General features: G+C 60.9%; 12 protein-coding genes and 1 pseudogene. 10 read left to right on the top strand and 3 right to left on the bottom strand.

The features are described 5' to 3' along the window. Positions 1-41: 41 nt before the first annotated feature. Both AL755_RS03180 and AL755_RS03175 read right to left on the bottom strand, forming a co-directional pair. Complete coding sequence (locus tag AL755_RS03180) at positions 42-863, bottom strand: alpha/beta fold hydrolase (RefSeq protein ID WP_054009670.1); 822 nt, start codon at positions 861-863, stop codon at positions 42-44. A 34-nt stretch (positions 864-897) separates the two neighbouring features. Further along, on the bottom strand, positions 898-1,614 hold the full coding sequence (locus AL755_RS03175; protein ID WP_054009669.1) for an alpha/beta fold hydrolase: 717 nt from the start codon (positions 1,612-1,614) through the stop codon (positions 898-900). A 216-nt stretch (positions 1,615-1,830) separates the two neighbouring features. Here AL755_RS03175 and AL755_RS03170 point away from each other — a divergent pair, with 216 nt between their 5' ends. From AL755_RS03170 to AL755_RS23115, 4 genes are all read left to right on the top strand, one after another. Then, complete coding sequence (locus tag AL755_RS03170; RefSeq protein WP_150116999.1) at positions 1,831-3,504, top strand: helix-turn-helix domain-containing protein; 1,674 nt, start codon at positions 1,831-1,833, stop codon at positions 3,502-3,504. 267 nt (positions 3,505-3,771) lie between these two features. Continuing rightward, positions 3,772-4,422, top strand: a complete 651-nt coding sequence (locus AL755_RS03165) for a cation diffusion facilitator family transporter (protein ID WP_160318830.1) — start codon at positions 3,772-3,774, stop codon at positions 4,420-4,422. 1,098 nt (positions 4,423-5,520) lie between these two features. Continuing rightward, the gene (locus AL755_RS03155; RefSeq protein ID WP_054009665.1) at positions 5,521-5,853 is read left to right on the top strand and encodes a hypothetical protein; all 333 of its coding nucleotides are present in this window, start codon (positions 5,521-5,523) and stop codon (positions 5,851-5,853) included. Between the two features lie 93 nt (positions 5,854-5,946). Further along, complete coding sequence (locus AL755_RS23115) at positions 5,947-6,468, top strand: hypothetical protein (protein ID WP_150116998.1); 522 nt, start codon at positions 5,947-5,949, stop codon at positions 6,466-6,468. 125 nt (positions 6,469-6,593) lie between these two features. Here the strand turns inward: AL755_RS23115 and AL755_RS03145 are convergent, their stop codons facing one another. After that, positions 6,594-6,971, bottom strand: coding sequence for a hypothetical protein (locus AL755_RS03145; protein WP_160318829.1), 378 nt, complete (start codon positions 6,969-6,971; stop codon positions 6,594-6,596). Between the two features lie 444 nt (positions 6,972-7,415). On the opposite strand from AL755_RS03145, the gene AL755_RS24440 reads away from it, so the two are divergent. The 6 genes and pseudogenes from AL755_RS24440 (at position 7,416) to AL755_RS22150 (ending at position 12,715) form a co-directional block, all read left to right on the top strand. Continuing rightward, positions 7,416-7,751 carry a methyltransferase domain-containing protein gene (locus tag AL755_RS24440; RefSeq protein ID WP_445290222.1) on the top strand — a complete coding sequence of 112 codons (336 nt, stop codon included), beginning with the start codon at positions 7,416-7,418 and terminating at the stop codon, positions 7,749-7,751. A 3-nt stretch (positions 7,752-7,754) separates the two neighbouring features. Further along, positions 7,755-8,652, top strand: a protein-coding gene (locus AL755_RS22770; RefSeq protein ID WP_107503784.1) for an IS5 family transposase whose coding sequence is annotated in 2 segments (ribosomal slippage) — positions 7,755-8,111 and positions 8,113-8,652 — 897 coding nt in all. Because the reading frame shifts where the segments join, the coding sequence is not laid out codon by codon here. Between the two features lie 792 nt (positions 8,653-9,444). After that, positions 9,445-10,980 (top strand): annotated as a pseudogene (istA, locus tag AL755_RS03135) (IS21 family transposase); the annotation flags it as partial. 140 nt (positions 10,981-11,120) lie between these two features. Further along, positions 11,121-11,909, top strand: a complete 789-nt coding sequence (locus AL755_RS03130; protein ID WP_082368840.1) for an ATP-binding protein — start codon at positions 11,121-11,123, stop codon at positions 11,907-11,909. 183 nt (positions 11,910-12,092) lie between these two features. Beyond that, a complete protein-coding gene (locus AL755_RS22155; RefSeq protein ID WP_082368839.1) occupies positions 12,093-12,380 on the top strand; it encodes a tyrosine-type recombinase/integrase in 288 nt (95 codons plus the stop codon). Further along, positions 12,377-12,715, top strand: a complete 339-nt coding sequence (locus tag AL755_RS22150; protein ID WP_082368838.1) for a helix-turn-helix domain-containing protein — start codon at positions 12,377-12,379, stop codon at positions 12,713-12,715. The genes AL755_RS22155 and AL755_RS22150 overlap by 4 nt, the downstream gene beginning before the upstream one ends. Positions 12,716-13,345: the final 630 nt, after the last annotated feature.

Below are 13,345 nucleotides of genomic sequence, written 5' to 3'. Positions count from 1 at the left end.
ACTCCTTTGATGTGACGGTGTCGGGGACAGGCGAGCGAACCCTATTTGTCCAGGAAGTTCAGGATGTCCGCATCGAGCTCTTCCTGGTAGGCGCCGAAGATGCCGTGCGGGGCCCCGGGGTAGACCTTGAGTGTGCCGTGCTTGACCAAGTCGATCGATTTGAGCGCGGCCGCGGCGATGGGGACGATCTGGTCGTCGTCGCCTTGGGCGATGAAGATCGGCACATCCAGGGCTTTCAGGTCTTCCGTGAAGTCAGTTTCGGAGAACGCCTTGATGCAGTCATAGGCTCCCTTGAGTCCGACGAGCATGCCTTGGCGCCAGAAATCGTCCTGGGCGCCCTTGGACACGGCGGCTCCTTCCCGGTTGAAACCGTAGAACGGGACGGAGAGGTCCTGGTAGAACTGGGACCTGTCCTTCAACACGCCCTCACGGATGCCGTCAAGAGCCTCAATGGGTGTGCCCTCCGGGTTGGTCTCGGATTTGAGCATGATGGGTGGCACGGCCCCGGCGGTAACGATCTTTGACACCCGTCCGGCACCGTGCTGGGCGGCGTACCGGACCACCTCGCCACCGCCGGTGGAATGTCCGATCAGGGCGAGATCGTGCAGGTCCAGGGCTTCGACGAGTTCGGCGAGGTCACGGGCATAGGTGTCCATGTCGTTCCCGTTCCAGGGCTGCGAGGACCGTCCGTGCCCGCGGCGGTCGTGGGCGATGGCCCGGTAGCCGTTGTCGGCGAGCAGCTTCAGTTCCCGCTGCCATGCGTCGGAGCTCAGCGGCCAGCCGTGGCTGAGGATGACCGGCCGGCCGGTCCCCAAATCCGTGTAATAGATCTTCGTTCCATCGGTGGTGGTGATTTTTGGCATGATGTTCTCCTTCGGTGTTGGGGCGGTAACGGGGCTAGGCGAGCTCGGCCATGGCGTCGGTGATGAAGGAGGCAACTGCATCCGGGTGCGTTTGCATCACGAGGTGGGGTGCGTCGAGTTCGATGACCCGGCGAAGCCCTGCACGGTTGTAGCCGAATCGTTCGACGTCGGGGTTGATGGTTTTGTCCGCAGCCGAGACGATGCCCCATGCCGGTTTGGTCTTCCAAGCGGCGGCGGTGGCGGCCTCACCGAAAGCAACGGCGGAGAGTGGGCGCTGCGAGACGGCGAGGACTCGGGCGTCCTGGGCCGGGACTCCCTCTGCGAAAACTGCCGGGAATGCCTCGACGGCCACCGAGACGTCGGTGCCGGGTTCTGCTCCGTCGGCCGGGTAGGGCGAATACACGAGGTTTGCGGCTAGTTCGGAATCGGGGAACCCACCCTGTAACTGTCCGAGGCTTTCACCCTCATCCAGCGCGTAGGCGGACACGTAGACCAGCCCGACGACGTTCTCCGCGACGCCTGCGACGGTGATGACGGCGCCCCCGTACGAGTGGCCCGCAAGCAGGACTGGGCCGTCAATCTGCTCGACAAAGGACTTGATGTAGGCGGCATCTCCGGTAAGGCTGCGATTGAAGACCGGCGGTACCAGCACCTGGTGGCCCGCGTCCAGAAGTCGGCGGGTGACCGGTGACCAGCTGGCGGCGTCGGCAAACGCGCCGTGTACTAACACGATGGTGGTTGGTTCTGACATGAGGTGATCCTTTAGCTGATAAAAATGTCTACAGGCCGGCGTCAACATCTATTCGCCCCGTGCCGCCCGGGTCGTAGAATTGCGACCGAGGCGGGTTCACCGGGGCGGTTGATTGTCCGCCCTTCGGAGTTGATTCTTCAATGAAAGCGGCGGGGCGGTCATGACACCACGAAGAATGCACGCAGAACCGGGTTCTTCGTGCGGGGCGTCTCGGCGATGACCGGCGAATTGCCGTTGCAGGGACTGTTGCGAAACCACCGCCGGCATGCGGACCTCACCCTCGAGGCGCTGGCCGAGCTTTCCGGGGTCAGCGACCGTGCGATCAGTGACATAGAGCGCGGTGTCAGTACCGGTCCGCAACGGCGCACCATCCTGGCGTTGTCGGATGCGCTGAATTTGTCCCCGTCCAATCGAGACGCGTTCCTGGCCGCGGCCCGCGCCGGCCGGCGGATCGCCGGAGACGATGCACGAGTCATCGACCTGGCACCCCACCGTCTTGCCGATTTCACGGGCCGCGCCGACGAAGTCCGCACAGTTCTCGGCCACCTCGCCACCGGGGACGCGCAGGAGCCGGCACCCATGGTAATTATTTGCGGGGCGCCGGGAGTGGGCAAGACGACGGTGGCCGTTGAGGCACTCCACCAATGGCGCGTGGAAGAGACTGGGATGTTTTTTGTCCACCTGGGCGGCCTTGACGCGATGCCACTGTCACCCTTGAAAGTTCTCCAGGCGCTCCTTCGCCAGGGCGCCCCCAACCGCGAGGTGCCCTCGGTCCTGGGCGCGGCCGCATCCGCATGGCACGAGCTCACGGAAACCTTCCCGGCCACCGTGCTGTTGGACGACGCCTTCAACGAGGCACAGATCCGACTAGTGCGCGGAGCCGGGCCCGGCAGTGTCGTGGTGGTGACCTCACGCCGGTCCCTGGCAGGCATCGAAGGGGCCGGGCGTGTCATGTTGGGTGCCCTTCCCGCCTCGGACAGCGTGGAACTGTTGCGCAGGATCATTCCCGAACCGCAGGCCTTGACCGGTGACATCGCCGAACTGGCACGCTTGTGCGACGACATCCCGCTGGCTCTTCGCATTGCCGGAAATCGTCTGGCAAGCCAGCCGCAATGGACGGTGGAGGACTTCGCCGAGCGCCTCCGCTCAGAAGGAAAGCGGCTTCACGCGTTAGTAGCCGGGGACCTCGGCATCGAATCGGCCTTCGCTCTCTCCTATGACCAACTTGACCCTGTCGAGAAAGAAATCTTCAGGAACTTGTCGCTGATCGAGGGCTCCTCCTTCGATGCGGCCCTGGCCGCGGCCATCGGCCCGGACCTCCCCGACGCCGCAGAGGAATCCCTAGACCGCCTTGCGGCCCTTGGCCTGATTACCGCCCTGCGCGGCAACCGCTACCGGATTCCTGAATTATTGCGGCTCTTCGCGGCGGCACGACTTCGGGCCGAGGTGCCCACCCAGGATATTGCGGCACGCCGTCTCAGGCTTCGGGAGTGGCTGCTCGACATGACTGCCACGGCGGGACGGCAAATAGAAACGGGCGAAGCCGCACCCAACTCCTCGGCCGAGAAGGCCAATCGGTGGCTCACTATGGAGGCCGACCACTGGTATGCCGCATACAAGAGGGCTGCAGACATGGGGGCGCACACCAAAGTCCTGGAGCTTGCGTCGTCCCTACGACACTTCGCTGAACAATGGGTCATCTGGGGCCATTGGCACGAACTATTCTCAACATCCGCTGCGGCCGCGACCTCGCTTGGCGACGATCAAGAAAGCGCCAGGCACCAGGGCTACCGTGAGTGGGCCCATCAGGTTGAAATCTCCGACCACGATGGGGCGAAAGTCGGGGACACTCGCGAGCACCCTGAGGGCAGAGGACAAAGCACGGCATAGCGCCTGGGCAAAAGCACCTGAAGTGCGCCCAGATTGTGAGGAAAGTGTCACGAAATTGAGAATTTCAGGGATTTGCCCCGTGACATCGTCGCAGGTCAGAGCGATTCGTTGGTGACAGGCAACCTGGGATCCTATACGGGCATCGCGGGCCGTCCCGTTGAAGGCCTGCTTCGGACGGGGCGACCCGGGTGGTAGGTATCGAGATTGACAGCCGGGGCGACTGTTTGATGCGACCTGTTGAGGTTCGGGTTCTGGGAGGATGATTGGGTGAGTTCCCCTCCCCAGACAAACCGATTTAGCCAGCGCCGCCGGCTTTCCATCGTCTTCATCCTGAATGTCGCATTGATCGGCGGTCTTGTTGCGACCGGCATTGCGGCCCATTCAGTGGGTGTGCTGGCAGCGGCCGGCGATACCCTTGCCGACTCGGTCGCGCTGGCGCTCGGGCTGGTTGCCGTCGCTCTGCGCGACCGTGACCCCGACCACCCCCGAGCGAACCGACCGATCGCGGTCGTCGCCCTCATCAACGCCACGATCCTCATTGCCGTCACCGCCGCTGTTGCTATCGAAGCGATTGGGAGATTGCACGAAGGATCACCCGCAGTGCTGGGGATTCCGATGGCGGTGGTAAGTCTGATCACCCTTGTCGTCATGGTCGCCGGAGCCCTGGTGCTGGGCCTGTCCGCACACCGCGAGGACATCCACATGAAATCAGTCCTCCTGGACACCCTCGCCGATGCGGCTGCCGCCGCCGGAGTCTTGGTAGCAGGCGTCTTGATCTGGGCCACAGGGGGGTTGTACTGGCTTGATCCGGTAATAGCCCTGATCCTTGCCGGGCTGATCGGGTTCGTCGGGTCCAGGCTGGCCGTGCAAGCGGTGAGGGCTTTGCGCGGCGCCGATATCGACTTCGACGACGACTAAGGCACTGGGCTTCGTCCCCCACACGCTAGTTCCGTAACGCCCATGGCTGCGATCAACGACCAGTGTTGCGCGGCGACGATACCCGCCATGACACCGCTGGCCGTACGACACCCACTGGAATTTGACGTTTGCACGTCCCGTAGACCGTTCCCCTGAGGACGCTTGTAGACACTTCTTCCAACGACTTGCTGGACGTTCACGATGAGGGCGGGGCCGTTATTCCCAGTCGTCTTCGTTCCCTTCGAGGACAATTGGTCTTCGGCCGGTCGCGGCCTCGGCCACGTCAAACCACCGTGGCTCGTACAGCGAATATGTGTCCTGACACACGATGCTGGTTCGGTGTGACCCGTCACCAAATGTGAACCGCAGGCCCCACGCTGTCGGACTAACGTCACGTAGGTCATCGCGATGATAAGTGTGTCTCCGCAGTGGACCTTGGAGAATCAGGACTCCGTCGGGAGCGAGCTCTATGTAGGGCCGGAACGCTAATAGGCCTACGGCCGTGGTAAGTACGGCCAAGGCTATCCAACCCAACGGAACTTCTGAGGCAGACATTTCACCGCGACCCACAAAATAGATGGTCGAGAATTGCTGGGAAAAAAGAATCAAGATGGCGGCAATACCGACACCTCGGATCCACCAACGCACCTGCCATCGTCGCCGCATCTGCATGGCCGCCCTTCTTCCACTTGTCTTGTTATCCGCCAGTCCGCCCGGGATGCTCAACCGGCAGAACCATCGTCACCCACTTGATTCCAGGCTGATCCAGTCTATTCGCGCCGCGACTTGGACTCGACGGTCGGAGTGTAACAACCAACCACGATTGCCTGACGTATTTTCCGCACATACAGAGGGATGGGCCCTTCACTCCAAAAGTTGTACCGGTCAGGCCGCAGGTTCCTAGCTTCAGGAGGTTCTAATGAAGTGTCCCAACCTCGGGAAAGTGCACCACCACGCAAAGTTGTCCCATGGACCGTTCCCACTACGGTCTAGTCTTCGGGTCGGCATCAATCAGAGCAGCCAGAGATGGGGTTGACCGCAGCTTCAACACAAAAGACTCTATTTCTCGACGGCAGCCAGTAGGAATACGGTAAATCCATGGCAGAACGCATCATGTACGTTCAACTCAAGACCGGTTACGACATCGATCGTGGACCGGCATGGATCACTCGTGTCCGATTCTCGAAGTCCTGGAGGACGGCTTACTTCCGCGACCACGCCCTCAGCCGTGTCACTGGGTACGCACATGCGAACCACGACTCAAATTTCTTCGACATCGAGACCGGCGACGAGTATTGGATTTCCGGCCCAAAACGAAACCGCACAGATGGCCGCTACAGCAACGAACAACCTTCAATTGATGCTGACGTGCTGGACGAATACCAGGCCTTTCTCTCTGGGGCGCCGTTGCCAGGCAGAGAAAACGGCTGAGCCACTGCCCACGGGGCCCACAGAACGTTCCTCAATGGTTCAAAACGCAGGATCCTATCTGCCGACCTCACCCAAAACTGGGAAGATGAAAAGATGGAAGACAGAGTCGATCCCCAACGCTCCCGAAAATATTACTTCTTCGGCCGTCAAGATTTCCGGTGGACATCCGAACACGTCTCCCTTTCGAATCAGTGGTCCGGCCCTTCACGGTCCTCACCCTCTCCCGAACCGGATATCATCCCCGATGCCCAGATTGAGTCAGACGCCTCCCCAACAACTGAGAATGACCCCCCGCCGCTTCCTTCCGAGTTTTTTCGTGTAGGCCAAGCTGTTGCCCTGATTGGGGATGACATCAGCATTTCCCGTTCAGAAGGTGAACCTCTCTTTCTCTACCGAGGGCATCCCGGGCGAATCACAGACCCAAACGACATGCACATCCTCACAGATTGGGTCGGCCTAGAAGAATCCCCGTGGAGTTTCGCGTTCGGATTCACCGCGTTCCCCGACGGTACGTGTCGAGGGCTGACGGCCATCACCGAAGAGGAATACGCGATCCGCGCCAAAGCAATCGCCGATGGCAAACGCCCGACCACCGACAAGCCAAACGAAGAGTAAGCCGACCCGGAACGTAATCTGCTTCCGGGGTTCTCCTTGTTAACTACCTAGGCGTCGACATCCCGTGGCCCAAACTCCCCTACCTTGAAATTCAAGGCCTTCTGGCGTCACGTAGAGCGTTCCGCTTATGGCGCCGGGTCATTCTTGCCGGGATTGCGGGTTTTATGGACTACCTCGGCATCCGCTGCCGTTGCAAGCTTCTCGTCGGAAACGCTAAGCATCAACGTGCTTTCGTGCATAGTGAAGAGGTGCGTGACTATTTCACGGCCGTTGACCTTCCAAATACTAGGCGGCACTTCTTCGTCCTCCCACGGCCTGATCGGCTGGCCGTAGAGATCCGTCAGTATGTCCGACACGGCGTCGTGGCCGAGGCGGGCCTCAGGAGCCTGGGCCTCGGGGAATGAGTAGAGGTGGAAGTGAACGCCCACGAACCTGCCGCGAAACGAATCCCATGAGGCAAAGGAAATACCGGGTACTTCCGTCAGGAGGGTGAATGACTCCATGGATGACCCGTCCGAGTCGCTATCTAAGCGCTGTCCGGTTTTGAATTGAAGATGCCCGAAGAGAGTCTCACGTTCCCCATCGGTGGGGGCCATGTTCCCTCCACCAGTTGCGCCACTAGAGCAGCAACTACCGCTGGATCTGGAACAAGGTCACGCTGCGGCTCAACCGTCGTGTTCATATGGCGACCCTACCGGCTAAAAGCGGCGAAACAAGCCATCCAACCGCTAGAAAGTGATTCGCTGAGATGTTGAATGTCTGGCTGAGATCTACAACGAACCATTCCACCCACTCCTCACCGTCTCACGACCACCACGGCGATTCCCTCCCGGTCGAGGTTCGGCGATCGGACGGGACGATAACGCCCCGATCTCCTCATGCCTGGTTTCAGTTGATTCAGGGCCAACAAGACGGGCCCTCGCCAGGTAGTAGTTAGGCTGGCAGGCATGAATCAGATTCATAGCGCCTCGACAGTTTCGAGTGAGAGTGCTGTTCTGCATGATGAAGTTCGCCCTGCCTGGTCGGCTGAGGTGATTTCGTGGCTGTTGGGGTCACCCGTGAGCGGCCACCGCTTGGCAGTCCTGGATCTAGGAGCCGGCACAGGCCTGGGAACACGCACCATCGCAGCTCTTGGACACGCCGTCATCGCAGTCGATACGGCCATAGAAATGCTGTCCGTCCTCCGAAAGGTCTGTGAGGATCTCCCGCCAGGAGTCGCTGATCGCATCACCACGGCTAGGGCGTGTCTCCTAAATGGTGGTGTGGTGGTGCGCAATGATTGAAGGGTGTCACGTACTTCTGTTTTGACTGATGGTCAGTGGGCCCGTATCCAGCCGTTACTCCCCTCGTCCTCCGGCCGTCGGGGTCGCCCCTTTCGGGATGACCGCAAGGTGGTCGAGGGCATCATTTACCGGTATCGGTGCGGGATCGCTTGGCGTGACGTGCCGACCGAGTTCGGTCCATGGCAGACGATCTGGAAACGCCACCGCCGCTACAGCGGGGACGGCACGTGGGACGGGATCTTGGCCCAGCTGCTCACTGCAGCCGATGCTGTGGGCCTGGTGGATTGGGCGGTCTCGGTCGATTCCACGGTCAACCGCGCCCATCAGCACGGCACCAATCTTCCCCGCCCCACAGGGGGACCCATCGAATTACATGAATCTGCTCGATGAGCCGGCCGACCATGCAATTGGCCGCTCCCGTGGCGGGCTGACTACGAAGATCCATGCCCTGGTCGATGGCAACGGCAGGCCCCTGGCGTTACTGGTTGCTCCCGGCCAGGGCGGGGACGCACCCATGTTTCCCCACCTGATGGACCATCTGAGTATCAACCGGGCCGGTCCGGGCAGGCCAAGAACCCGCCCGGACCGGGTACGCGCAGACAAGGCCTACTCCTCAAAAGCAATCCGGACCCACCTTCGAGATCGGGGCATCACGGCCGTCATCCCGCAACCATCCGATCAGATCGGGCACCGGAAACGCCGCGGCTCCTCCGGTGGCCGACCACCAGCATTCGACAAGGAAGACTACAAAGGCCGCAACGTCGTTGAGCGAAACTTCAACACCTTCAAACAATGGCGCGGACTGGCGACCCGTTACGACAAACTCGCCCTCACCTACCGAGGCGGAGCCGTCCTCCGCGCCCTCACCATCTGGCTGACCGCATTAGGAGACACGCCCTAGCGGCTCAGCAGAATCCATTCCGTTAGGAAATAAGAGCGTCGACGCCATTGTGTGCCTCCAAGCCTGGCACTGGGGGACCCCGAACGGGCAACACCTGAATGCGATCGCGTACTCAGACAAAACGGCATGATGGGTCTGGCCTTGCACACCTGGGACCGCACCAGCAAGTGGGTGAAAGCACTCGCTGCAATCGTCGAGCCAGACGGAACCCCCCTCGGACCAAACCCGAGGCATACCCGCAGAATTTGCCGGGCGGGGTTCCTTTGAACGCAAGGATTTCCCCTTCAATTACCAGTTATCGGTCGACCAACTCGTTTACCTTGTCAGCTCATGGACATTCGTGACACAAAGACCCGACCGGGCCGCAACCTTGGAGAAAATCCGTCGCTTGGGCGAACAAACTGCATCACCCGACACAGGCATTGTCAGCTTCCCCCACATCACGGCCGCTTTCCGCCTACAACGGTCAGGAACCGGCGTCGTCGGGGAGGCGGTGGAGCGACTTTTTACACTGAACCCTGGACCACCGCCGAAAAGTGCCCCGCAGACCCTTGTTAGCGGCAACTTTAGACTGACCGGGGACGGCAAATCCGAGTGACCGTTCGCGGCAGTGGTTTTGCCCAGTGGCGGCAGGTGTTTTGACCAGTTGCAGGCCACCGGTGTGTGGCTGGGTGTGTCGGGATTCCCTCGTCCATCCCTCGTGTCGTTACGGGGAGAGCCCCTTCCTTCCGCGGTGAAATAGCGATGCCAATCGTTGTATTTCACCCCTGTGTGGGAAGGAAGGGGCTTGTTGTGAAGTCTCCAGGAGAGTTCATGGAAATTTTAGCTGCTTATGATTTGACCCGGTCATACCGGGACGCTGCGAAGATTTGCGGCGTATCGCATAACACGGTCCGTTCCTATGTGAAGGCCCGTCAGGACGGGGCCCAGGCCCCGGTGGCCCGGGCCCGCGGCCGGATTACCGACCCGTTTCTGCCACAGATATCGTCCTGGGTTGACCAGTCTCGCGGGAAGATCCGCGGGGACGTCGTCCATGCCAAACTCCTCGATCTGGGATTTACCGGTTCTGAACGCACGACCCGGACCGCCCTGGCCGAGGTAAAGGCGCACTACCGGGCCCAGAACGTGCGGGTGCCTCGTCCCTGGACTCCGGAGCCTGGGCTCTGGCTCCAATACGACTACGGTGACGGGCCGGTCGTTGACGGGTTGAAGGCCGTGTTGTTCGTGGCTTGGTTGGCGTTCTCCCGGTTCCGGATCGTGATCCCGTTGCGGGATAAAACGATGCCGAGCGTCTTCGCCGCCTTGGACCGGTCCTTCCGGTTGATCGGCGGGGTACCCACCTATGTGCTCACGGATAACGAGAAGACCGTCACGATCGAGCACGTTGCCGGGATCCCGGTCCGCAACCACCAGATCGTCGCGTTCGCCAGGCATTACTCGACGTCGATCCAGACCTGTCTGCCGGCCGACCCGGCCTCCAAGGGCGGGGTGGAGAACGCGGTGAAGATCGCCAAGGCAGACCTCGTGCCGCAGGAGACGAACCTGCTGCCCGGATACCGGTCGTTCGCCGAGCTGGAAGCGGCGTGTGAGGCGTTCATGGAGGACGTGAACTCGCGGGTGCACCGCTCCACCCTGGAGATCCCTAAGGAGATGCTCGGGGTGGTTGAACGCCACCGCCTGCACCCGGTCCCGGCGGCCCCGATCACCGCTAGTTTCGGCCAGACCCGCCAGGTCCCGCCGAACACTCCCATGCTCGTCTTCCAGCAGGCACGCTATTCCGTCCCGCACACCCTGATGGGTGAACGGGTGTGGGTGCGCGGGACCGAGGATGAGGTCATCATCGTCCATGTTGGCCCGGCCGGCCCGGTCGAAGTCGCCCGGCACCAGGGGGTCCGCCCCGGCTCAATGGGCATTATTGATGCGCATTTCCCGCCCGCCCCGGCCGGTGCCCTGGATCGGGTCATCCGCCCGACCAACCAGGCCGAGGAAGAATTTCTGGCCCTGGGTGCGGGTGCTGCGCTCTGGCTCAAGGAAGCGGCCGCGGCCGGAACGAATAAGATCCGGCACAAAATGGACCGCGCGGCCACCCTCGCCAAGGTCCTGGGCACCGATGTGGTCGATCAAGGACTCGGCTCCGCCGCGGTGCATCAACGCTTCAGCCATGAGGACCTGCTCTCCATCATCAACACCGCAACACCTAGCAGACCGAGCCATACCACCGGCAGCACCACACACACCGTGACCGACCAGGCCAGGTGGCTGAGCCAGGGCACCAGCTCCTGGGCCGGCTTCGGCACCACCCCTAGCGGAACTAATAGTTCCATTAGAACCAATGGAAGCAATGGATCTATTAGAACCAATGGAAGCAATGGACCTATTAGAACTAATGGAACTAATGCTGGCATTACTGGCATTGCTTCTAATGCTGGCAATGCCAGCATTCCTGGCGATTGTGAAGGGGGCACTGAATGACCACGGCCATGCCTGTCCCTGTCTTAGCGGATCCGGCGGTGGAGCATGTGATCGCGTTGATGCGCACGACCCGGATGCCCCACGCCCGTGCCGTGGTTGCTGAGGTGTTGGCGACCGCGAAGGCCCAGCGCTGGGACCCGACCGAAGTCGTGCGCGTCCTCCTGGAAGCCGAGGCCACGGGCCGGAACCGCTCGATGCTGGCCACCCGGCGCAAACGCGCAGGCTTCCCGTCCGGGAAAACTTTCGATGTCTGGGACGAGGCGCTCTCGACCCTGCCCGCGGCAACAACGTCGTTCCTGCGCACCCTGGAGTGGGTGCGGCGGCGGGAGAACCTGATCGCGTGCGGGCCCTCCGGAACCGGCAAGACCCTGCTCCTAGAGGCCCTGGGTCAACAAGCCATCGATGAGGGGATGTCAGTGTCCTGGCTGAGCATGGAAGATCTCGGCGCGCTCGTGCGCCGGCACCGGATCGATGACAGCGTCAACAAAGCCATCACCCGTGCCACGAGCGTGGACCTGATCTGTATCGATGATATCGGCCTGCTGCCGGTTTCTACCGATGCGGCCGAGGGCTTTTACCGGGTCGTGGAGGCCTCCTACGAGAAACGCTCCCTGGCGATCAGCTCGAATATCCACCCCTCCGGCTTCGATGAGCTCATGCCCAAAACCATTGCCACCGCCACCGTAGACCGGCTCCTGCACCACGCGCATCTATGCCAAACCAGTGGCGAATCCGTCCGACTCATGCAAGCCCAAAACGGGAAAGGAACCCGCCCAATGAACTAACTACGCACCACGGTCAGGCGCCCGCCCACCCGACACACCCGGGCGCCTGACCCGCGTTCAAAAATACTTGCCGCCACCGGTCAACCCACTGCCGCCAACGGTCAAACCAACCTGCCACCACCGGTCAGTTCTAAGCTGCCGTTGACAGGACGCCGCCTCTTTCTTACCCAGGATCAATCGGCAATGTGGCCAACAGAACGACAATCTCGTGTTTCCCTGGCATACATTGATCGGAGATTCACCGCGATCAGGCGAGAGCTGGATCTCGATCCTGCGTTGACTTTACATTGCCTGCGACATTCATATGTGACTCACTTGATCGAGTACGGAAACGCCGACAGGTTCGTCCAGGAACAGGTAGGACACATGTACGCATCTACGACCGCGATTTACACATCAGTCAGCGGAGATTTCAAGAATCGCATCCTCGCCGACGCCATTCGTCGGTTCAATTCATTGGAGGCACCATGAGCCCGGCAGTAGAGACAGTTTGGAACCTGCGGCGACCCATGGCCGATCACGGACTGTTCAAGACGACTGAGCTAGTCCCATTATTGGCGGAATATGGTGTCCTTCTGTCGCGGGAACAGGTATTTCGCTTGGTGACGCAAAAACCTGAGCGAGCAAATCTCAATGTGATTGCAGCTGTATGCGCGGCGTTGAACTGCACACCCTCTGATCTCATTGAAGTCCGAGTCGTCGAAGAGAAGTCCGTTGCCGTTGAGCAAACCCGTGGTGGTGTTGGCTCGTTGAGGCCAGTCCCGGCCAGGGTACATCGCCCCCACCCGTCACCACTGCCGGAATGAGGCCAGCGGTTGATCCTGCCGGGAATTTGGCCAGGATAATCATCGCTTGCCAATCCGTGGATGCGACTATCGATGCTGACATCATAGTGACGATTGCTCCCACCTTGGGTGATCCGCGGACCTTGGCTCGTTTGGCTCACGAACTCAGTGCCAAATCCGGCCTGCTAGATTCTGGGCGCTCTGATGCATCGCCAACCTCTCAAAAACTAGTTCGCGCTCTCCGCGCTCTCGGGTACGAGTCCTTTCATCTTTCTCTCTGTTCAACCTGCGGTGAAGCGAAACGCTTGTTGCATCGAGATGATCAAGGTGGCAAGTTCTGCGGTTCATGTTGCCGAAACGCCCGCAATCGTCCCTGCATCGAATGCGGGAAAACGGGGCCAGGAGGCTACCGACTGCTAGACGGCAAGCCCTATTGCCGGCCATGTTTCAACAGGGATCCCCGAAGCTTAGAGACCTGTTGCCTATGCCAACGCCCCGGCATCCCTCAGACAAGAACCGACAATGGCCCAATCTGCCAGCGCTGCTATTCAGGGCCACCGGAAACATGCAGCCTATGCGGCCTCGTAAGGACCGTGGTCAGCAGAGAAGGCGGTTCAACCCAATGCATGAGTTGCTATCAGGCCCTTCGCA

Source organism: Arthrobacter sp. ERGS1:01 (assembly GCF_001281315.1).
Classification (GTDB): Bacteria; Actinomycetota; Actinomycetes; order Actinomycetales; family Micrococcaceae; genus Specibacter.
This window is presented reverse-complemented; position numbering and strand designations above follow the sequence as displayed.

Excerpts from the sequence above, each read along its gene's own strand:
- AL755_RS23115 (WP_150116998.1), top strand. The coding sequence starts at position 5,947 with ATGGAAGACAGAGTCGATCCCCAACGCTCCCGAAAATATTACTTCTTC.
- AL755_RS24440 (WP_445290222.1), top strand. The coding sequence starts at position 7,416 with ATGAATCAGATTCATAGCGCCTCGACAGTTTCGAGTGAGAGTGCTGTT.
- AL755_RS22150 (WP_082368838.1), top strand. The coding sequence starts at position 12,377 with ATGAGCCCGGCAGTAGAGACAGTTTGGAACCTGCGGCGACCCATGGCC.
- AL755_RS03180 (WP_054009670.1), bottom strand. The coding sequence starts at position 863 with ATGCCAAAAATCACCACCACCGATGGAACGAAGATCTATTACACGGAT.
- AL755_RS03170 (WP_150116999.1), top strand. The coding sequence starts at position 1,831 with ATGACCGGCGAATTGCCGTTGCAGGGACTGTTGCGAAACCACCGCCGG.
- AL755_RS03175 (WP_054009669.1), bottom strand. The coding sequence starts at position 1,614 with ATGTCAGAACCAACCACCATCGTGTTAGTACACGGCGCGTTTGCCGAC.
- AL755_RS03145 (WP_160318829.1), bottom strand. The coding sequence starts at position 6,971 with ATGGAGTCATTCACCCTCCTGACGGAAGTACCCGGTATTTCCTTTGCC.
- AL755_RS03155 (WP_054009665.1), top strand. The coding sequence starts at position 5,521 with ATGGCAGAACGCATCATGTACGTTCAACTCAAGACCGGTTACGACATC.
- AL755_RS03130 (WP_082368840.1), top strand. The coding sequence starts at position 11,121 with ATGACCACGGCCATGCCTGTCCCTGTCTTAGCGGATCCGGCGGTGGAG.
- AL755_RS22155 (WP_082368839.1), top strand. The coding sequence starts at position 12,093 with ATGTGGCCAACAGAACGACAATCTCGTGTTTCCCTGGCATACATTGAT.